21 protein-coding genes are annotated in these 19,695 nt (G+C 63.3%); 19 read left to right on the top strand and 2 right to left on the bottom strand.

What is annotated here, in order from left to right:
- Positions 1-5: 5 nt before the first annotated feature.
- From KUO17_RS02120 to murB, 4 genes are read left to right on the top strand one after another with little or no spacing between them, the layout of a single operon-like run.
- On the top strand, positions 6-191 hold the full coding sequence (locus KUO17_RS02120; protein ID WP_049861532.1) for a Trm112 family protein: 186 nt from the start codon (positions 6-8) through the stop codon (positions 189-191).
- Positions 188-952: a 3-deoxy-manno-octulosonate cytidylyltransferase gene (kdsB, locus tag KUO17_RS02115; RefSeq protein WP_217973394.1), complete on the top strand. Its 765-nt coding sequence runs from the start codon at positions 188-190 to the stop codon at positions 950-952. Before KUO17_RS02120 ends, kdsB begins: the two co-directional genes overlap by 4 nt.
- A complete protein-coding gene (locus KUO17_RS02110) occupies positions 952-1,416 on the top strand; it encodes a low molecular weight protein-tyrosine-phosphatase (protein ID WP_217973393.1) in 465 nt (154 codons plus the stop codon). The genes kdsB and KUO17_RS02110 overlap by 1 nt, the downstream gene beginning before the upstream one ends.
- Positions 1,413-2,432: a UDP-N-acetylmuramate dehydrogenase gene (gene murB, locus KUO17_RS02105; RefSeq protein ID WP_217973392.1), complete on the top strand. Its 1,020-nt coding sequence runs from the start codon at positions 1,413-1,415 to the stop codon at positions 2,430-2,432. The genes KUO17_RS02110 and murB overlap by 4 nt, the downstream gene beginning before the upstream one ends.
- A gap of 72 nt (positions 2,433-2,504) precedes the next feature.
- Here murB and rne read toward each other — a convergent pair whose 3' ends face one another.
- On the bottom strand, positions 2,505-5,681 hold the full coding sequence (gene rne, locus KUO17_RS02100) for a ribonuclease E (RefSeq protein ID WP_217973391.1): 3,177 nt from the start codon (positions 5,679-5,681) through the stop codon (positions 2,505-2,507).
- 745 nt (positions 5,682-6,426) lie between these two features.
- Between rne and rluC the strand changes: the two genes are divergently transcribed.
- From rluC to sppA, 3 genes are read left to right on the top strand one after another with little or no spacing between them, the layout of a single operon-like run.
- Positions 6,427-7,383 (top strand): 23S rRNA pseudouridine(955/2504/2580) synthase RluC, encoded by a 957-nt coding sequence (gene rluC / locus KUO17_RS02095; RefSeq protein ID WP_217973390.1) that lies wholly within the window; start codon positions 6,427-6,429, stop codon positions 7,381-7,383.
- Positions 7,373-8,050, top strand: a complete 678-nt coding sequence (locus KUO17_RS02090; RefSeq protein WP_217973389.1) for an HAD-IA family hydrolase — start codon at positions 7,373-7,375, stop codon at positions 8,048-8,050. The genes rluC and KUO17_RS02090 overlap by 11 nt, the downstream gene beginning before the upstream one ends.
- Before the next feature lie 6 nt (positions 8,051-8,056).
- The gene (gene sppA / locus KUO17_RS02085) at positions 8,057-9,040 is read left to right on the top strand and encodes a signal peptide peptidase SppA (protein ID WP_217973388.1); all 984 of its coding nucleotides are present in this window, start codon (positions 8,057-8,059) and stop codon (positions 9,038-9,040) included.
- Positions 9,041-9,106: 66 nt separating this feature from the next.
- Here sppA and KUO17_RS02080 read toward each other — a convergent pair whose 3' ends face one another.
- Positions 9,107-9,685 (bottom strand): Maf family protein, encoded by a 579-nt coding sequence (locus tag KUO17_RS02080; RefSeq protein ID WP_217973387.1) that lies wholly within the window; start codon positions 9,683-9,685, stop codon positions 9,107-9,109.
- Positions 9,686-9,780: 95 nt separating this feature from the next.
- Between KUO17_RS02080 and KUO17_RS02075 the strand changes: the two genes are divergently transcribed.
- The 12 genes from KUO17_RS02075 (at position 9,781) to KUO17_RS02020 (ending at position 19,540) form a co-directional block, all read left to right on the top strand.
- Positions 9,781-10,308, top strand: coding sequence for a YceD family protein (locus tag KUO17_RS02075; protein ID WP_217973386.1), 528 nt, complete (start codon positions 9,781-9,783; stop codon positions 10,306-10,308).
- 13 nt (positions 10,309-10,321) lie between these two features.
- Positions 10,322-10,504, top strand: a complete 183-nt coding sequence (gene rpmF / locus KUO17_RS02070) for a 50S ribosomal protein L32 (protein WP_010223221.1) — start codon at positions 10,322-10,324, stop codon at positions 10,502-10,504.
- Between the two features lie 3 nt (positions 10,505-10,507).
- Complete coding sequence (gene plsX / locus KUO17_RS02065; RefSeq protein ID WP_255263356.1) at positions 10,508-11,518, top strand: phosphate acyltransferase PlsX; 1,011 nt, start codon at positions 10,508-10,510, stop codon at positions 11,516-11,518.
- 126 nt (positions 11,519-11,644) lie between these two features.
- Positions 11,645-12,583 (top strand): ACP S-malonyltransferase, encoded by a 939-nt coding sequence (gene fabD / locus KUO17_RS02060; protein ID WP_217973385.1) that lies wholly within the window; start codon positions 11,645-11,647, stop codon positions 12,581-12,583.
- A gap of 15 nt (positions 12,584-12,598) precedes the next feature.
- Complete coding sequence (gene fabG, locus KUO17_RS02055; RefSeq protein ID WP_217973384.1) at positions 12,599-13,339, top strand: 3-oxoacyl-ACP reductase FabG; 741 nt, start codon at positions 12,599-12,601, stop codon at positions 13,337-13,339.
- A gap of 195 nt (positions 13,340-13,534) precedes the next feature.
- Complete coding sequence (gene acpP, locus KUO17_RS02050; RefSeq protein WP_217973383.1) at positions 13,535-13,771, top strand: acyl carrier protein; 237 nt, start codon at positions 13,535-13,537, stop codon at positions 13,769-13,771.
- Between the two features lie 104 nt (positions 13,772-13,875).
- Positions 13,876-15,120, top strand: a complete 1,245-nt coding sequence (gene fabF, locus KUO17_RS02045; protein ID WP_217973382.1) for a beta-ketoacyl-ACP synthase II — start codon at positions 13,876-13,878, stop codon at positions 15,118-15,120.
- Positions 15,120-15,935, top strand: a complete 816-nt coding sequence (gene pabC, locus KUO17_RS02040; RefSeq protein ID WP_217973381.1) for an aminodeoxychorismate lyase — start codon at positions 15,120-15,122, stop codon at positions 15,933-15,935. The genes fabF and pabC overlap by 1 nt, the downstream gene beginning before the upstream one ends.
- Positions 15,936-15,938: 3 nt before the next feature.
- Complete coding sequence (gene mltG / locus KUO17_RS02035; RefSeq protein ID WP_217973380.1) at positions 15,939-17,078, top strand: endolytic transglycosylase MltG; 1,140 nt, start codon at positions 15,939-15,941, stop codon at positions 17,076-17,078.
- 19 nt (positions 17,079-17,097) lie between these two features.
- Positions 17,098-17,730 carry a dTMP kinase gene (gene tmk, locus KUO17_RS02030; protein WP_217973379.1) on the top strand — a complete coding sequence of 211 codons (633 nt, stop codon included), beginning with the start codon at positions 17,098-17,100 and terminating at the stop codon, positions 17,728-17,730.
- Positions 17,723-18,709, top strand: a complete 987-nt coding sequence (locus KUO17_RS02025; RefSeq protein WP_217973378.1) for a DNA polymerase III subunit delta' — start codon at positions 17,723-17,725, stop codon at positions 18,707-18,709. Before tmk ends, KUO17_RS02025 begins: the two co-directional genes overlap by 8 nt.
- 42 nt (positions 18,710-18,751) lie before the next feature.
- Positions 18,752-19,540: a TatD family hydrolase gene (locus tag KUO17_RS02020; RefSeq protein ID WP_217973377.1), complete on the top strand. Its 789-nt coding sequence runs from the start codon at positions 18,752-18,754 to the stop codon at positions 19,538-19,540.
- Positions 19,541-19,695 lie beyond the last annotated feature (155 nt).

Below are 19,695 nucleotides of genomic sequence, written 5' to 3'. Positions count from 1 at the left end.
TTTTCATGGACACCAAATTGCTCGACATCCTTGCTTGCCCGATCACCAAAGGCCCGCTCAAGCTCAGCGCCGACAAGACCGAGCTGATCAGCAAGGGTGCCGGCCTGGCTTACCCGATCCGCGATGGCATCCCGGTCATGCTGGAAACCGAAGCGCGCACCTTGACTGACGACGAGCGTCTGGACAAATGAGCCTGGATTTCACCGTCGTGATTCCGGCACGCCTGCGCTCCACCCGCCTGCCCGGCAAGCCGCTGCTGGAGATTGCCGGCAAGCCGATGGTGCAGCATGTGTGGGAACAGGCGCGCAAAAGCAGCGCCACACGGGTTGTGATCGCCACCGATGACCCGAGCATCGTCAGCGCCTGCCAGGCGTTTGGCGCCGAGGTGTTGCTGACCCGTGAAGACCACGAGTCGGGCACTGACCGCCTGGCCGAAGTCGCCACCCAGCTGGGGCTGGCGCATGACGCCATCGTGGTCAATGTGCAGGGCGACGAACCGCTGATTCCGCCTGTGATCATCGACCAGGTGGCGGCCAACCTGGCGGCGCACCCCGAAGCCGGGATCGCCACCTTGGCCGAGCCGATCGACGATGTCGAGGTGCTGTTCAATCCCAATGCGGTCAAGGTGACCGCCGATTGCAATGGCCTGGCCCTGACCTTCAGTCGGGCACCGCTGCCGTGGGCGCGTGATGCGTTCGCTCGCGGGCGTGAGCAGTTGCCCGCCGGTGTGCCGTACCGTCGGCATATCGGCATGTATGCGTACCGCGCCGGCTTCCTGCAGGACTTCGTCGGCTGGGGGCCTTGCTGGCTGGAGCAGACCGAAGCGCTGGAGCAGCTGCGTGCGCTGTGGAATGGCGTGCGCATTCATGTGGCCGACGCGCTGCAGGCGCCGCCGGTAGGCGTAGACACCCCTGAAGACCTGGAGCGCGTACGGCGCTTGCTGGAGGCCTGATGCGCGTTCTGTTCGTGTGCCTGGGCAATATCTGCCGTTCGCCGACGGCCGAGGGCGTGTTGCGCCATCAGTTGAACCTGGCGGGCCTGGCTGATCAGGTTGAAGTGGCCTCGGCGGGCACCGGTGACTGGCATGTGGGCAAGCCGCCCGACAGTCGTACCCAGCGTGCCGCGTTGCAGCGTGGTTATGACCTGTCGGCGCAGCGTGCGCAGCAGGTGAGCACACAGGACTTTGGCCGCTACGACCTGATCCTGGCCATGGACCACAGCAACCTGGGGCACCTCAAGGCGCTGCAACCGTCCAACGGCAAGGCCGAGCTGGACCTGTTCCTGCGACGCTTCGACGCTGAAGTGGATGAGGTTCCCGACCCGTACTACGGCGGCGAAGCGGGTTTTGATCGGGTGCTGGACCTGATCGAAGTGGCCTGCCGCGGCCTGGTCGTCGAACTGAAGGGGCGCATATGAGCGTGCAGGTGCAGTCGCAGGTATCGCTCAAGCCCTACAACACGTTCGGTATCGAGGTGAAGGCGCAGTACTTTGCCCAGGCCCACAGTGACGACGAGGTGCGTCAACTGCTGGCGCACGCGGCCGACCGAGAGTTGCCGGTGCTGGTGATTGGTGGTGGCAGCAACCTGTTGCTGACCGCTGACGTTCACGCGCTGGTGCTGCGCATGGCCAGCGTTGGCGTGCGCGTACTGTCCGATGACGGCCAGCGCGTGGTGGTCGAGGCCGAGGCGGGCGAGCCCTGGCATCCATTCGTGCAATGGACGCTGGCCCAGGGCCTGGCGGGGCTCGAGAATCTCAGCCTGATTCCGGGCACGGTAGGGGCTGCGCCGATGCAGAACATCGGCGCCTACGGCGTGGAGATCAAGGACGTGTTCGCCGGCCTGACCGCACTGGACCGCCAGACCGGGCAGTTGCATACGTTCGATCTTGAACAGTGTGATTTTGCGTACCGGGACAGCCTGTTCAAGCGCTACCCGGGGCGCTGGTTGATTCTGCGTGTGCGCTTTGCGCTCAGTCGTGCACAGCAGTTGCACCTGGATTACGGTCCGGTGCGTCAGCGCCTGAGCGACCAGGGCATCGAGCAGCCGACGGCGCAGAACGTCAGTGATGCCATCTGCAGCATCCGTCGCGAGAAGCTGCCCGACCCGGCCGAGCTGGGCAATGCCGGGAGTTTCTTCAAGAACCCGGTAGTGAGTGCGCAGTTGGCTGCGCAGGTGCGTGATGCGCACCCCGGCGTAGTGGGTTACCCACAGCCTGATGGTCAGGTGAAGCTGGCGGCGGGGTGGTTGATCGAGCAGGCCGGCTGGAAGGGCTTTCGGGAAGGGGATGCCGGAGTGCACCGCTTGCAGTCGCTGGTGCTGGTGAACTATGGACAGGCCAGTGGTGGTCAGTTGTATGCACTGGCACAGCGGATCCAGGCCGATGTGCTGGCGCGCTTCGGCGTCGAGCTCGAGATGGAGCCTAACCTGTACTGACCTGCCCAATACAAGATCTACAGGCAATAAAAAGCCCCGCCAGTTTGCACTGGCGGGGCTTTTTAATGACCGTCAGACGAGCGGTTTATGCTCTTCTTCGGTTTGCTCGGCACGTGCTGCAGCGGCAGCCGCTTCAGCTTCGCGCTTGCGACGACGCACTTCACGTGGGTCGTTGGGCGCGCGACCATTGGCCAGGGTGACGGCCGGTGCTTCAACCTCTACAGGTTCGGCAGCCGGTGCTTCAGCCTCGACAGCCGGCGCAGGCTCTGCTGCCACGACTGGCTCGGCTTGCACTTCAACCGGCGCTTCAGGCTCGCTCGGCAGGGCAATCACAGGCTCGGCAGCGACCGGTGCTTGCGCTTCGGCTTGAACCTCGGCTTGAACCGGTGCCTGGGCGACAGGCGCTTCGACAGGCAGTTCAACCGGGGCCTCAACAGGCGCTTCTACCGCTGCTTCGACAGGCTGCGGTGCCACTTCGACTGCAGGTTCGAAGCTCGGCTCGGCGGCCTGCACAGGCGCCTCAAACGGTTGCTCGACCGCAGGGGCTGCGACAGCCTCCTCGACCGCAGTGTCGACAGCAGGCTGTTGCACCGCTTCAACGGGCTCGACGCTGGCTTCGACAACCACCGGTTCGACAGTACCCGCCTCGAATGGCGTTTCGGCTACCACGGCTGGGGTGTCGTCCACCGAGGCAGTAGCGCGCTCGGCCTGGGCATTGGCCTGGGCCTCGGCGTTGGCGCTGATGTTGCTGGTAGCAACGGCAGCAGTAACGGCCAGGCCGGCAGCCAGTTCGGCACCCGATGGCTGAGCGGTGTTTTCGCTGCGGGCTTCGGTGGCTTGCTCGGTGCCTTCTTCGGCGCCGTCTTCGCTGCCTTCTACCACATTGCCGTTGGCATCACGCTGACGCTCGCGACGGTTGCTGCGACGACGCTGACCGCGCGAGCGACGACGAGGACGTTCGCCTTCGGCGCCTTCCTGGTTGTCATCCTGCAGCAGCTCTTCGTTCGGCAGTTGCTCTTCAGTCACTTCCTCGACCGCTTCGGCCGGGCGTGGCTGACGCTCTTCACGTGGCGGGCGCGGTGCGCGCTCTTCGCGTGGTGCCCGTTCTTCGCGCGGTGCGCGCTCTTCACGTGGTGCGCGCTCTTCGCGAGGCTGACGCTCTTCGCGCGGGGCACGTTCCGGACGCTCTTCACGCACGGCTGGGGTAGCGGCATCGAGCGGTTCGCGCAGTTCACGTACCGGGCGCTCTGCACGCTCTTCGCGTGGGCGACGCTCTTCACGCGGGGCGCGCGGTTGACGCTCTTCACGCGGGGCACGGGGTGCACGCTCCTCGCGAGGCGAGGTCTCTTCGCGGGCTTCGCGCGGCTGGCGCTCTTCACGCGGAGCACGCTCTTCGCGTGGCTTGCGGTCTTCGTCGCGACGGCCGTTGCGGTTGCGGCTCTGCTGGCGACCGTTACGGCGCTCTTCGTTACGCTGCGGGCGCTCGGTGGCTGGCTTCTCGGTGACTACCGGGGCCGCGGCAACCGGTTCGTCCTTGCCGGCGAACAGGCTTACCAGCGACTTCACCAGGCCTTTGAACAGGCTTGGCTCAGGCAGGTTGTGCACGGGTGCGGCCGGGGCAGCTGGCGCTTCCGGGGCCGGGACAGGGGCATTGGCACGGGCCGGTGCAGTCTTGACCGCTGCTTCCTGGCGCACCAGGGTGCGGGTGGCGGCGGCGGGTTGCACTTCTTCGGTTTCGGTTGCAGCGATTTCGTAGCTGGACTGGCTGTTCAGCGCTTCCGGGCTGTCGTCGCGCAGGCGCTGGACTTCGAAGTGCGGGGTTTCCAGGTGGTCGTTCGGCAGGATGACGATACGTGCCCGGGTACGCAGTTCGATCTTGGTGATCGAATTGCGTTTTTCGTTGAGCAGGAACGCGGCGACCGGGATCGGCACCTGGGCGCGCACTTCGGCAGTGCGGTCCTTGAGGGCTTCTTCCTCGATCAGGCGCAGGATTGCCAGCGACAGCGATTCGACGTCACGGATGATGCCGGTGCCGCTGCAGCGTGGGCAGACGATGCCGCTGCTTTCACCCAGCGAAGGGCGCAGGCGCTGACGCGACATTTCCAGCAGGCCGAAGCGCGAAATGCGGCCGACCTGAACGCGGGCACGGTCGGCTTCGAGGCACTCGCGCACCTTTTCTTCGACGGCGCGCTGGTTCTTGGCCGGGGTCATGTCGATGAAGTCGATGACGATCAGGCCGCCGATGTCGCGCAGACGCAGTTGGCGGGCGATTTCCTCAGCCGCTTCCAGGTTGGTCTGCAGGGCGGTTTCCTCGATGTCGCTGCCTTTGGTGGCGCGCGCCGAGTTGATGTCGATGGAGACCAGGGCTTCGGTGGGGTCGATCACGATCGAGCCGCCCGACGGCAGGTCGACCACGCGCTGGAAGGCGGTTTCGATCTGGCTTTCGATCTGGAAGCGGTTGAACAGCGGCACGCTGTCTTCGTACAGCTTGATCTTGCTGGCGTACTGCGGCATCACCTGGCGGATGAAGGTCAGGGCTTCTTCCTGGGCATCGACGCTGTCGATCAGCACTTCGCCGATGTCCTGGCGCAGGTAGTCGCGAATGGCGCGGATGATGACGTTGCTTTCCTGATAGATCAGGAACGGTGCGGCGCGATCAAGCGAGGCTTCCTTGATGGCGGTCCACAGCTGCAGCAGGTAGTCCAGGTCCCATTGCATCTCTTCGCTGCTGCGGCCAAGGCCGGCAGTGCGCACGATCAGGCCCATGTCGGCAGGGGCGACCAGGCCGTTGAGCGCTTCACGCAGTTCGTTGCGCTCTTCGCCTTCGATGCGACGCGAGATGCCGCCGGCACGCGGGTTGTTCGGCATCAGCACCAGGTAACGACCGGCCAGGCTGATGAAGGTGGTCAGGGCAGCGCCCTTGTTGCCGCGCTCTTCTTTCTCGACCTGGACGATGACTTCCTGGCCTTCGCTGAGCACTTCCTTGATGTTCACCCGACCTTCGGGCGACTTCTTGAAGTATTCGCGGGAGATTTCCTTGAGAGGCAGGAAGCCGTGACGCTCGGAGCCGAAGTCGACGAAGGCGGCTTCAAGGCTGGGCTCGATGCGGGTGATCTTGCCTTTGTAGATGTTGGCCTTTTTCTGCTCGCGTGCGCCGGACTCGATGTCCAGGTCGTAGAGGCGCTGGCCGTCTACCAGAGCAACACGCAACTCTTCGGGTTGAGTTGCGTTAATCAACATTCTTTTCATGTAGTACCGTCGGTTTCCGGGCTGCCGGAAACGGCGTTCGGCACACACGACTTCTCACGGTCGGTGTCAGGGTGCGTCAGGGGTGGCGGGCCATCCCGTGTCCAGCGGCTTGCGGTCGGACTGGTCACCCAGTGCTGCCGAAGTCGCGACGACGCGTCCTGCTAGCTGTGGTGTCAAATGCACTCAGTCAGGAGGAGGAATCAGCCTTCGGCCGTGGACACCCACTGGGTATCTTGATCAAGACCGGGTCCGGTCGCGGGCCAGAGGGCCTGTGGACTGGACGCAGTACTACACGGTCCGACGGTTGTGCATCTCCACCCTACACGTATCCCTGATAATTCGGGTGCTGCCGCGCGCTGAATCCGCAACGGGTTGCAGTTATCGCCAGCTCCATACGGGAGCCCGCGCTTTCTATGGCTAAGGCTGGTATTTCCGAAGTATTCGCCATGATTGCGTGAAAGCGATTGCACTGAAGGAGTGGGCATCGAAAAAAAACGTGCAGGAGGGCCAAACACCGCTCTTGTTGTTTTTTATCGGTCTTCTCTCATCGGTGCTGGTAGCGATTCCAGGCACTTCTGTAAACTGGCGAAAGCCCCGTCGGACGGCCTCGCGTCCTCGAGAATTGCGTAGGTCAGGGCCGGCTCGAAGCCATTGGTCCGCTGGCCAACCGCTTTTGGCGGCGTTCGCGACTATAGCAGCAATCATTAAGTGCTTCAAATCCATAAAAAATTGTTATGATTCGCAAATGACGACTACTACCCCTCCGACCTCCGGCGTACAGCTGATCGAGGTCGCGCCGGAACTTGCCGGCCAGCGCATCGACAACTTCCTCATCACCGCACTCAAGGGCGTTCCCAAGACCTTGATTTATCGCATTTTGCGTAAAGGCGAAGTGCGGGTGAACAAGGGTCGGATCAAACCTGAGTACAAACTGCAGGCCGGCGACATCGTGCGTGTACCGCCCGTTCGTCTGCCTGAACGCGACGAGCCGGTGCCGTTGGCACAGGGCCTGCTTCAGCGCCTTGAAGCGGCGATCGTGTATGAAGACAAGGCGCTGATCGTGCTCAACAAACCAGCCGGTATTGCCGTGCACGGTGGCAGTGGCCTGAACTATGGCGTGATCGAAGCCTTTCGTCAGTTGCGTCCCGACACCAAGGAGCTGGAGCTGGTGCATCGCCTCGATCGCGACACCTCCGGGCTGCTGATGATCGCCAAGAAGCGCAGCATGCTGCGCCACTTGCACGCGGCGCTGCGCGGTGATGGCATCGACAAGCGCTACATGGCGCTGGTGCGCGGCCATTGGGCGACCGCCAAGAAGCAGGTGAATGCGCCGCTGCTCAAGAGCAACCTGCGTTCCGGCGAGCGGATGGTCGAGGTCAACGAAGAGGGCAAGGAAGCCTTGACCCTGTTCCGCGTGCTGCGCCGCTTCGGTGACTTCGCGACCATGGTGGAGGCTCGCCCGATCACCGGTCGTACCCATCAGATCCGCGTGCACACCCTGCACGCGGGCCACTGCATTGCCGGCGACAGCAAGTATGGCGATGAAGACTTCACCCGTGAGATTCGCGAGCTGGGCGGCAAGCGGCTGTTCCTGCACGCCTATGCGCTGACCGTGCCATTGCCTGACGGCGGTGAACTCAAGGTCGAGGCGCCGGTGGACGAGATGTGGGCCAAGACCGTGGAGCGTTTGAGTGCGCCGTGATTACGACCTGCTGATCTTCGATTGGGACGGCACCCTTGCCGACTCGATCGGGCGCATCGTGGAGGCCATGCATCGCTCCGCCGAGCGTGCAGGGTATGCGCTGTGCTCGGACGAGGCGGTCAAGGGCATCATTGGCCTGGCATTGCCCGAAGCCATCGGTACCTTGTATCCGCAGTTGGGTGACGCTGAAATCGTCGCGTTCCGCCAGCACTATGCCGACATCTATATGGCGCTCGATAGCCAGCCGTCGCCGTTGTATCCCGGCGTGGCGGAGGCGCTCGAGGCGTTCAAGGCCGAGGGTTATCATCTGGCTGTGGCGACCGGCAAGGCGCGTCGCGGTCTGGACCGGGTGCTGGTGGCCAATGGCTGGGAGCAATTCTTCGATATCACCCGTGCTGCCGATGAGACCCGGGGCAAGCCGCATCCGTTGATGCTCGAGGAGATCCTGGCGCATTGCCAGGTGCCTGCGAGTCGTGCGTTGATGGTGGGGGATTCGTCGTTCGACCTGCTGATGGCGCGCAATGCGGGCATGCATTCGGTGGCGGTCGGGCATGGTGCGATGTCGCTCGACGCATTGAGCGTTTACGAGCCGCAGTTGTCCATACAGCACTTTTCACAATTGCAGCCGTGGTTGGGCCGGGCTTGTGCAATCGAAATTCCAGGGTAGGTGAGCATGACTGACGAGTGGAAGGCGCCCGAAGCCGAGCGCAATGAAGAACAGAAGAGCTGGAAGCTGCTCGAGAAGACCCTGCTGGCGGGCGTGCAGGAGCAGCGTCGGTCGCGGCGTTGGGGGATCTTCTTCAAGCTGCTGACGTTTGTGTACCTGTTCGGCATCCTGGCGTTGTTCTCGCCACTGATGGACATGGACAAGAGCGCCGCGCGCAGTGCCAGCCATACCGCGCTGATCGAGGTGCGCGGGATCATTGCCGACAAGGAGCCGGCCAGTGCCGATAACGTCATCGCCAGCCTGCGCGCGGCGTTCGACGATACGAAAACCAAGGCGGTGGTGTTGCGCATCAACAGTCCGGGTGGGAGCCCGGTGCAGTCGGGCTATATCTATGACGAGATTCGTCGCCTGCAGGCTGCCAAGCCGCAGGTGAAAGTGTATGCGGTCATCAGTGATCTGGGGGCTTCGGGCGCTTACTACATCGCCAGTGCGGCGGACCAGATCTACGCGGACAAGGCCAGCCTGGTCGGTTCGATTGGTGTCACGGCAGCCGGCTATGGTTTTGTCGGCACCATGGAGAAGCTGGGCGTCGAGCGGCGTACCTACACCGCGGGCGAGCACAAGGCCTTCCTCGACCCGTTCCAGCCGCAGAAGCCGGAAGAGACGGCGTTCTGGCAAGGTGTGCTGGAGACCACCCACAAGCAGTTCATCGCCAGCGTGAAGCAGGGTCGTGGTGAGCGGCTCAAGGATAAAGACCATCCTGAGTTGTTCAGCGGCCTGATCTGGTCGGGTGAGCAGGCGGTGCGGCTGGGGCTGGTGGATGCCTTGGGCAGCGCTGACTATGTGGCGCGTGAAGTGGTGGGGGAGAAGACCCTGGTCGACTTCACCGTCGAGGAGTCGCCGTTCGATCGCTTCTCCAAGCGCCTGGGTGCCAGCGTTGCCGAGCATTTGGCGATGTGGATGGGCTTCCAGGGGCCGACCTTGCGCTGAGTGTTGCAGGGGTGAAAAAACCGGCCTTATGGCCGGTTTTTGTCGACTGGGCGGCCCTCAGGGCCCTCAGGGAATGCTCGCGCCTTCTTTGAGCAGCATATCCACCAGTCGGATCAGCGGCAGTCCCACCAGGCTGGTGGCGTCACAGCCGTGGGTGCTCTGGAACAGGCTCACCCCCAGTCCCTCGCACTTGAAGCTGCCAGCGCAGTCATATGGCTGCTCGGCGCGCAGATAGCGTTCGATGCGTGCCAGCTCAAGTTCGCGCATGTGCACGGTAAATGGCACGCAATCCACCTGGCAGTGCCCGGTCTGCGTGTTGAGCAAGGCCAGCCCGGTCAGGAACGTGACATGATTGCCGCTGGCCGCCAGCAATTGCTCGCACGCCTTGTCGAAGGTGTGCGGCTTGCCGAGGATCTGCTCGCCGAGCACCGCCACCTGGTCGGAGCCGATGATCAGGTGCTGGGGGTGGCTGCCTGCCAGCGCTTCGGCTTTCTGTCGGGCCAGGCGCTTGACCAGCTCTAGCGCGGGCTCTTCGCCCTGGCGCTGCTCGTCGATATCGGGGGCGGCCCAGGCAAAGGGCAGTTGCAGGCGCGCGAGTAATTCGCGCCGGTAAGGGGAGCTGGAAGCCAGCAGCAGAGGCAGCATGATGAACTCCTGAACGGGTTCGCCGATTCTAACATGTTGAACAAGGCCGAATTTCCTTTGACAGGGGCGGGGGGCATCCCTAGAATGCTGCGCCTATGTTGAATGACCCGATTCCACCTCACGTTGACCCGCGCAAATTGGCCGATCGTGGTGTTTCCCTTGAAGGAACACTGCAGCTCGCCGATTTGGAGAGACTCTGCGACCCGCTTTCCGACTCTGTCGGTACGGTGCAGGCTAAATTCGATTTTGAGCGAGACGAGCAGAAAACCGTGGTTATCCACAGTGATCTGACTGTCGAGGTCAAAATGGTTTGCCAGCGTTGTCTTGAGCTGGTCACCCTGCCGATCCACAGCGAATCTACATACGCTGTGGTGAAAGAGGGTGCGAATACCCAGTCGTTACCGAAAGGTTATGACGTGCTGGAACTGGGCGAAGATCCTTTGGATCTGCAAGCACTGGTCGAGGAGGAGCTTTTGCTCGCCTTGCCTATCGTGCCTGCTCATCATCCGGAAGAATGCCAGCAGCCGGCGGGCGCCGATGAGCCCGAACCGAGCAAGGACGAGGTAACGCGGTCCAACCCGTTCAGTGTATTGGCGCAGTTAAAGCGTGACCCAAACGTTTAGGAGTTAATCAATTATGGCTGTTCAGCAGAACAAAAAATCCCGCTCTGCCCGTGACATGCGCCGTTCGCACGACGCCCTCTCGGAAAACGCTCTGTCCGTAGAGAAAACCACTGGTGAAGTGCACCTGCGTCACCACGTGTCGCCAGAAGGCGTATACCGTGGTCGCAAAGTGATCGACAAGGGCGCTGACGAGTAATCCTTGTCCGCTCAGATCATCGCGATTGACGCAATGGGCGGGGACTTCGGTCCCCGCAGCATTGTCCAGGCGAGCCTCGCTTGTCTGTCGGCTACACCCTCGCTGCACCTGGCCCTCGTCGGTCAACCCTCCCTCCTTGAAGATCTGATCGCTGGCCAGTCGGCAGCGGATCGCGCGCGCCTGCAGATTGTGCCGGCCAGCGAAGTGATCGGCATGGACGAGCGGCCATCCCAGGCGCTGCGTGGCAAGCCCGATTCGTCAATGCGCATCGCCCTCGAACTATTGCGTGATGGCAAGGTGCAGGCTTGCGTGAGTGCCGGTAACACCGGTGCGCTGATGGCGCTGTCGCGCTATGTGCTCAAGACCCTGCCGGGTATCGACCGGCCGGCGATGGTGGCAGCGATTCCGACGCAGACCGGCTATTGCCAGTTGCTTGACCTGGGTGCGAACGTCGACTGCAGTGCCGAGCACCTCTTTCAGTTCGCCGTGATGGGGTCGGTGGCGGCGCAGGCCCTGGGTATTTCACGCCCGCGTGTGGCCTTGCTCAATATCGGTACCGAAGACATCAAGGGCAACCAGCAGGTCAAGCTGGCTGCCACTTTGCTGCAGCATGCGCGCGGGCTGAACTACATCGGCTTTGTCGAGGGCGATGGCCTGTACCGCGGCGAGGCAGACGTGGTGGTGTGCGACGGCTTTGTCGGCAATATCCTGCTCAAGTCCAGCGAAGGGTTGGCGACCATGATCGGGGCGCGTATCGAGGCGCTGTTCAAGGGCAGTGTGGCGGCGCGCCTGGTCGGCGCGCTGGCGATGCCGCTGCTGCAGCGCCTGAAGGCCGACCTGGCGCCGGCGCGACATAATGGCGCAAGCTTTCTGGGGTTGCAGGGGATCGTGATCAAGAGCCACGGCTCGGCCGGTGTGCAAGGTTTTCAGAGCGCCATCGAGCGAGCCCTGATCGAAATTCAGGAGAACCTGCCGCAGCGCCTTCACGGGCGCCTCGAGGATCTGCTGCCTTAGGCATCCGGGCCAGGAAGTGGTTAAATGTGACCGCTTGGTTCTCGTTACCATCCAATTGTCAGTTTTCCCGCGCTCAGCCCAGGCTGGGCGCTATTTTCGACGACAAGATCATTAGGGGCTTGTTCAATGTCTGCATCCCTCGCATTCGTCTTTCCCGGTCAAGGTTCGCAGTCGCTCGGCATGCTGGCCGAGCTGGGCGCCCAGTACCCGCTGGTCATCGAAACCTTCCGTGAGGCCTCCGAGGCGCTGGGCTACGATCTCTGGGCCTTGACCCAGGAGGGCCCGCAAGAGCAACTCGACCAGACCGATAAAACCCAGCCCGCGATCCTCACCGCCTCCATCGCGCTGTGGCGCGTGTGGCTGGCTGAAGGCGGCGCGCGCCCAGCATTCGTTGCCGGGCACAGCCTGGGTGAGTACAGCGCGCTGGTCGCCGCTGGCAGCCTGAGCCTGGGTGACGCCGTGAAGCTGGTCAAGCGCCGTGGCGAACTCATGCAGGAGGCCGTGCCGGCCGGGCAGGGCGCCATGGCGGCGATCCTGGGCCTGGACGACGCAGTGGTCGTGGGCCTGTGCGCAGAGGCGGCGCAAGGTGAAGTGGTCAGTGCGGTCAACTTCAATTCCCCGGGCCAGGTCGTCATCGCCGGCGCCAAGGCTGCCGTCGAGCGCGCCATGGAGGCCTGCAAGGCTGCCGGCGCCAAGCGCGCGCTGCCGCTGCCGGTCAGCGTGCCGTCGCACTGCGAGCTGATGCGCCCGGCGGCCGAGCGCTTTGCCGAGTCGGTCAATGCCATCGACTGGCAGGCCCCGCAGATTCCGCTGGTGCAGAACGTCAGCGCTGGCGTGCCAGCCGACCTTGAGACGCTCAAGCGTGACCTGCTCGAGCAACTGTACAAGCCGGTACGCTGGGTCGAGTGCGTGCAGGCCCTGGCTGCCAAGGGCGCGGTCCAACTGGTCGAGTGCGGCCCTGGCAAAGTGCTGGCCGGTCTGAACAAGCGTTGCGCCGACGGCGTCACCACCTACAACCTCAATACCCCGGATGCTGTCGCCGCCACCCGTGCGGCGCTGGCCTGATTAGGAGAAGCTGGCATGAGCCTGCAAGGTAAAGTTGCACTGGTCACCGGCGCCAGCCGTGGCATTGGCCAGGCGATCGCCCTGGAACTGGGCCGTCTGGGCGCCACCGTCATCGGTACCGCCACGTCCGCCTCGGGCGCCGAGCGCATCGCTGCGACCCTCAAGGAGCACGGTATCGCCGGTACCGGCCTTGAGCTGAACGTCACCAGCGACGAGTCGGTCAGCGCGACCCTGGCTGCCATCCAGGAGCAGTTCGGTGCGCCGACCATCCTGGTCAACAACGCCGGCATCACCCGTGACAACCTGATGCTGCGCATGAAAGACGACGAGTGGTTCGATGTCATCGACACCAACCTGAACAGCCTCTACCGTTTGTCCAAGGGCGTGCTGCGCGGCATGACCAAGGCGCGCTGGGGTCGTATCATCAGCATCGGTTCGGTCGTCGGCGCCATGGGCAACGTCGGTCAGGTCAACTACGCTGCTGCCAAGGCTGGTCTGGAAGGTTTCAGCCGTGCCCTGGCGCGTGAAGTCGGCTCCCGTGCGATTACCGTCAACTCGGTAGCGCCAGGCTTTATCGACACCGACATGACGCGCGAGCTGCCAGAAGCGCAGCGTGAAGCGCTGCAGAACCAGATTCCGCTGGGGCGTCTGGGCCAGGCCGACGAGATCGCGAAAGTGGTTGCGTTCCTGGCTTCGGACGGTGCAGCTTACGTGACCGGTGCTACTGTCCCGGTCAACGGCGGGATGTACATGTAGTTAAATGTGACGGATTGCTTCAAAAAAATGTCATACGAGCTGTCTAAAATCCGTTATAAAGCTGCAACCAAATTCTAGGCAGCAGGTGGGTGTGAAGTTCGAGAGACGCGTTGCGCTTGAAAAGCAGGCGTCTTTCTATAAACTTACACACCGGCCAGCTGCCTGACATATATCCATTAGGAGTGAAAACTAGGTATGAGCACCATCGAAGAACGCGTCAAGAAAATCGTCGCCGAGCAACTGGGCGTTAAAGAAGAAGAAGTGGTCAACACTGCTGCCTTCGTAGAAGATCTGGGTGCCGATTCCCTTGACACCGTTGAGCTGGTGATGGCTCTGGAAGAGGAATTCGAGACCGAAATCCCTGACGAAGAAGCCGAGAAGATCACTACTGTTCAAGCAGCCATCGACTACGTCACCAGCCACCAGGCTTAAGACTTTGTAGTCGTCGCTTCTTGTCATGGAAAAACCGCACTGCCGTTACTGGCGTGCGGTTTTTTCTTTGCAAGAGATGAAGACCATAGAATAAGGAGAGTGCTGTGTCGCGTAGACGCGTCGTGGTCACCGGTATGGGTATGCTGTCGCCACTGGGCACGGATGTGCCAAGCAGTTGGCAGGGCATTCTGGCTGGCCGCAGTGGCATAGGTCTGATCGAGCATACTGACCTGTCTGCCTACTCCACCCGTTTTGGCGGCTCGGTAAAGGGCTTCGAGGTCGAGCAGTACCTGTCGGTCAAGGAAGCTCGAAAGCTCGATCTGTTCATTCAGTACGGTCTGGCGGCCGGGTTTCAGGCGGTGCGCAATGCCGGCCTGGAAGTCACCGATGCCAACCGTGAGCGCATCGGCGTGGCCATGGGTTCGGGCATTGGTGGCCTGACCAACATCGAAGAAACCAGCCGGACGTTGCATGAGCAAGGCCCGCGGCGCATTTCGCCGTTCTTCGTGCCAGGTTCGATCATCAACATGATTTCCGGGTTCCTGTCGATCCACCTGGGTGTACAGGGCCCCAATTACGCTATCGCCACCGCCTGCACCACCGGTACGCACTGTATCGGCATGGCGGCGCGCAACATCGCCTACGGCGAAGCCGACGTGATGATAGCCGGTGGCGCCGAGATGGCCGCCTGCGGCCTGGGCATGGGCGGCTTTGGCGCCTCGCGGGCGCTGTCGACTCGTAACGACGAGCCAACCCGTGCCAGCCGTCCATGGGACAAGGGGCGTGACGGTTTCGTGCTGTCCGACGGTGCCGGTGCCCTGGTGCTCGAAGAACTCGAGCACGCCAAGGCCCGTGGCGCGACCATTTACGCCGAGCTCGTGGGCTTTGGCATGAGTGGCGATGCCTACCACATGACCTCGCCGCCTGACACCGGTGCCGGTGCTGCGCGCTGCATGGCCAATGCCCTGCGCGATGCCGGCGTCGATGCCAGCGAAGTCCAGTACATCAACGCCCACGGCACCTCGACGCCGGCAGGCGATCTGGCCGAAGTGGCGGCAATCAAGTCGGTGTTCGGCGAGCACGCCCACGCGCTGGCAGTCAGTTCGACCAAGTCGATGACCGGTCACCTGCTGGGTGCCGCCGGTGCGGTGGAGGCCATCTTCAGCGTGCTGGCCATCAACGGCCAGGTGGCGCCGCCGACCATCAACCTGGATGAGCCGGATGTCGGCTGCGACCTGGACTTTGTGCCGCACCAGCCGCGCAGCATGCCGATCGACGTGGTGTTGTCCAACTCCTTCGGTTTTGGCGGTACCAACGGCTCGCTGGTGTTCCGCCGGTTCGCCGAGTGATGCACAGCTGGATCGATGGCCTGCCGGCAGACGCGATCGCGTTGCAAAGCCGGGGGCTGGCCTACGGCGATGGGCTGTTCGAGACCATCGCCGTGCACGCCGGTCGGCCTTCGCTGCTCGAGTATCACCTCGAGCGCCTGGCGCTGGGTTGCCAGCGCCTGGCAATCAGCGCCGACCACCAACTGATCCGCGATGAAGTGTGCCGTTATGCCAGCGTGCTGGGTGACGGCGTGCTCAAGCTGATTCTCGCGCGTGGTGACAGCCAGCGCGGCTACGCGCCGGCAGCCGGGGTGGCGCCCCGACGTATTCTGCAAGGCAATCCCGTGGCCCGCTACCCGGCGCAAAATGCCGAGCAGGGGGTTTCGCTGTTTGCCTGCCAAACGCGCCTGGCCGAGCAGCCATTGCTCGCCGGCCTCAAGCACCTCAATCGTCTGGAGCAGGTACTGGCCCGTGCCGAATGGCAGGGTGGCGAGCATGCCGAAGGGTTGATGCGCGATGTTTCCGGGCGCGTCATCGAAGGTGTCTACAGCAACCTGTTCCTGGTGCGTGACGGGGTGCTGTACACCGCCGACCTCAGCCGTTGCGGTGTGGCCGGGGTGATGCGTGCCGCCTTGCTCGACGCCGCGCGCCAGCTGGGTATCACGGCCTGCGTTGTCGACCTGTCGCTGGCCGATCTGGAGCGTGCCGACGAAGTGTTGCTGTGCAACAGTGTCTACGGGGTATGGCCGGTGTGCTGTTTTGAACAGCTGAACTGGTCGCCGGGCCCGCTCACCCGTAAACTGCAGGCCATTGCCCGTACGCTACTGGATGCCTGATTCGTGAGACGTAAACTGTTGGTGCTGCTGGAGGCCGGGTTGATCCTGGCTGGCCTGCTATTGGGTTTTTCGGCCTGGAAGGTGCATTCGTCGCTGGAACAGTCGTTGCACCTCACGGGTGAGCAATTGCTCGATGTGCCCACCGGAACTACGCCCAACCGCATGTTCTATCGCATGCAGAGCGACGGCGTTATCAGTGACGCCTTCTGGTTGCGCCTGTACTGGCGCTTCAACATGGCCGGCGTCCCGTTGCACACCGGCGAGTACCGCATGACCCCCGGCATGACCGTTCGCGACCTGTTCGAGGACTGGCGCCAGGGTGAGGTGGTGCAGTACAGCATGACCCTGGTGGAGGGGTGGAGCTTTCGCCAGGTGCGTGCGGCCCTGGCCAAACATGAGAAAGTCCGGCAAACCCTCGACGGCCTGAGCGACAGCGAGGTGATGGACAAGCTCGGGCATCCGGGCGTGTTCCCCGAGGGGCGCTTTTTTCCGGATACCTACCGTTTCGTGCGTGGCATGAGTGACCTGGAGTTCCTTCAGCAGGCCTATGCGCGCCTTGAAGAGGTGCTGGCCAAGGAGTGGGCTGCGCGCGCGCCCGGGCTACCCTATCGTGACCCTTACCAGGCGCTGATCATGGCATCGCTGGTAGAAAAGGAAACCGGTGTGCCGCAGGAGCGTGGGCAGATTGCTGGCGTATTCGTGCGGCGCATGCAGATCGGCATGCTGCTGCAGACTGACCCTACCGTGATCTACGGGATGGGCGAGCGTTACAACGGCCGGATCACCCGGGCCGACCTGCGCGAGCCTACGCCTTACAACACCTATGTAATTGCCGGCCTGCCGCCGACGCCGATTGCCATGGTCGGGCGCGAGGCGATACACGCCGCGCTCAACCCGGTGGCCGGCAGCAGCCTGTACTTTGTCGCTCGGGGCGATGGCAGCCATGTGTTCTCGGACGACCTGGATGCGCACAACTCGGCAGTGCGCGAGTACCAGATCAAGCGCCGCGCCGATTACCGCTCAAGCCCCGCACCGCGCGTGAGGCCTGAGAGTGGGGCGCCGGTCGATGCAGTACCGCCGGCCGAGTCGGTGCCCGAGCCGCAGCCGGATGTACCGCCGGCCAGCGAACCTACCCCGCAATGACCAAGATTAAGGACTGCCTGTGAGCGGCTTGTTTATTACCCTGGAAGGTCCGGAAGGCGCGGGCAAGAGCACCAATCGCGAGTACCTGGCCGAGCACCTGCGTGCCCAGGGGCTGGACGTGGTGCTGACCCGCGAGCCGGGTGGCACGCCGCTGGCCGAACGCATCCGCGAGCTGCTGCTGGCGCCCAGCGACGAAAATATGGATGCCGACACCGAGCTGTTGCTGGTATTCGCCGCCCGTGCGCAGCACCTGGCTGAGGTCATCCGCCCGGCACTGGCGCGCGGCGCCATCATTCTGTGTGACCGGTTTACCGATGCGACCTACGCCTATCAGGGCGGTGGCCGTGGCCTGTCCGTGGAGCGTATCGCGACCCTTGAACGCTTCGTTCAGGGCGACCTGCGCCCGGACCTGACCCTGGTGTTCGACCTGCCGGTGGAAGTCGGTTTGTCGCGTGCCGCCGCGCGTGGGCGGCTTGACCGTTTCGAGCAGGAAGGCCAGGCATTCTTCCAGGCCGTACGTCAGGCTTACCTGGCGCGTGCGGCGGCTGATCCCGCGCGTTATCAACTGGTAGACGCGGCGCAGCCGCTGGCCCAGGTGCAGTTGGCTCTGGATGCGCTGTTGCCGCGGATCCTGGTGCGTTGCCGTGGCTGAAGCGTACCCGTGGCAGGCATCGCTGTGGCAGCAGTTGGCCGGGCGTACCCAGCATGCCCATGCGTACCTGCTGCACGGGCCGCAGGGCATCGGCAAGCGCGCCCTGGCCGAGCGCCTGATGGCCTTGCTGCTGTGCCAGCGGCCCGAGGGGTTGCAGGCCTGCGGCCAGTGCAAGTCGTGCATGCTGCTCAATGCAGGCAGCCACCCGGACAATTACATCCTCGAGCCTGAAGAGGCTGACAAGCCGATCAAGGTCGACCAGGTGCGTGATCTGGTCAGTTTCGTGGTGCAGACCGCGCAGTTGGGCGGGCGCAAGGTAATCCTCATCGAGCCGGTGGAGGCGATGAACGTCAACGCCGCCAACGCCTTGCTCAAGAGCCTCGAAGAACCTTCGGGCAACACCGTGCTGCTGTTGGTCAGCCATCAGCCCAGCCGCCTGTTGCCGACCATCAAGAGCCGTTGTCAGCAGCAGGCGTGTCCATTGCCCAGCCACGCGCAAAGCGAAGCCTGGTTGGCCGCGGCATTGCCGGGCAGCGACGAGGCCGAGCGTCTCGAACTGCTGAGCCTGGCCGCGGGCTCACCGTTGCTGGCCGTGCGGCTGCAGGCCCAGGGCGTACGTGAACAGCGTGCGCAGGTGGTCGAGGGGGTCAAGAAGCTGCTCAAGCAGCAGCAGTCGCCGACCCAGTTGGCCGAGGGTTGGAACAGTATTCCGTTGCTGTTGCTGTTCGACTGGTTCTGCGACTGGTCGAACCTGATCCTGCGTTACCAGTTGACCCAGGACGAAGAGGGCCTGGGTCTGGCGGATATGCGCAAGGTCGTGCAGTACCTGGCGCAGAAGAGCGCGCAAGGCAAGGTATTGGAGATCCAGGATTGGATCCTCGCGCATCGCCAGAAGGTGTTGGGCAAGGCCAACCTTAACCGTGTACTGCTGCTTGAAGCGTTGCTGGCCTCCTGGGCCATGTTGCCGGGCCAGCGTTGAGCTGGCTTACCGTTCATTCCTTTTCAGTGTTGTCATTACGCCATGCTTGTAGATTCCCATTGTCACCTTGATCGTCTCGACCTCGCTGCCCATGGCGGTTCACTGGATGCTGCGCTCGATGCTGCGCGGGCGCGTGGCGTGGGGCATTTCCTGTGTATCGGGGTGAGTGCCGACAACGCGGCGCAGGTCAAGGCGCTGGCCGAGCGTTATCCGGACGTCGACTGTTCAGTGGGTATCCATCCGCTGGACCTGGCGCCGGGCGAGGCGCCGGCGCTGGACTGGTTGCTGGGCGAGTTGAGTCACCCGCAGGTGGTGGCGATTGGCGAGACCGGGCTGGACTATCACTATGAGCCTGAGGCGGCCGAGTTGCAGCAGGCTTCGTTTCGGCTGCACCTGGAGGCTGCGCAGGTCACTGGCAAGCCGGTGGTGATCCACACCCGTGCGGCGCGTGCCGACACCTTGACCCTGTTGCGCGAGGCGGCCTTGCCGCAGGCGGGGGTGCTGCATTGCTTTACCGAGGACTGGGACATGGCCAAGGCGGCGTTGGACCTGGGGTATTACATCTCGTTGTCGGGCATTGTGACGTTCCGTAATGCCGATGCCTTGCGTGATGTGGCGCGGCAGGTGCCGGCTGATCGGTTGCTGGTGGAGACGGATTCGCCGTACCTGGCGCCGATTCCGCACCGGGGCAAGCCGAACTTGCCGGAGTATGTGCGGGATGTGGCGGAGTTTATTGCGTTGGTGCGTGGGGAGCGTTTCGAGCAGGTGGCGATGCAGACGACGGAGAATTTCAGGCGGTTGTTTCCGTTGGCGCGGGTGCGGGCCAGCTAATTGCGCCGCCCTCCCGCGTCCAGCTGTTGATCTGCTCTTGATCTGCTCTTGATCTGCTGTTGATCTTGATCTTCCGTCCCCCAGGAGGCCGAACGTAGGTGTCGTGCAGGGGGCAGGGCGCTAGCCCCTTCGGCGGTAGCCGAAGCAAGCGACTG

Source organism: Pseudomonas aegrilactucae (genome assembly GCF_019168305.1).
GTDB classification, from domain to species: Bacteria; Pseudomonadota; Gammaproteobacteria; order Pseudomonadales; family Pseudomonadaceae; genus Aquipseudomonas; species Aquipseudomonas aegrilactucae.
Note: the sequence above shows the minus strand (reverse complement) of the source record. Positions and strands in the feature narration are given on the sequence as shown.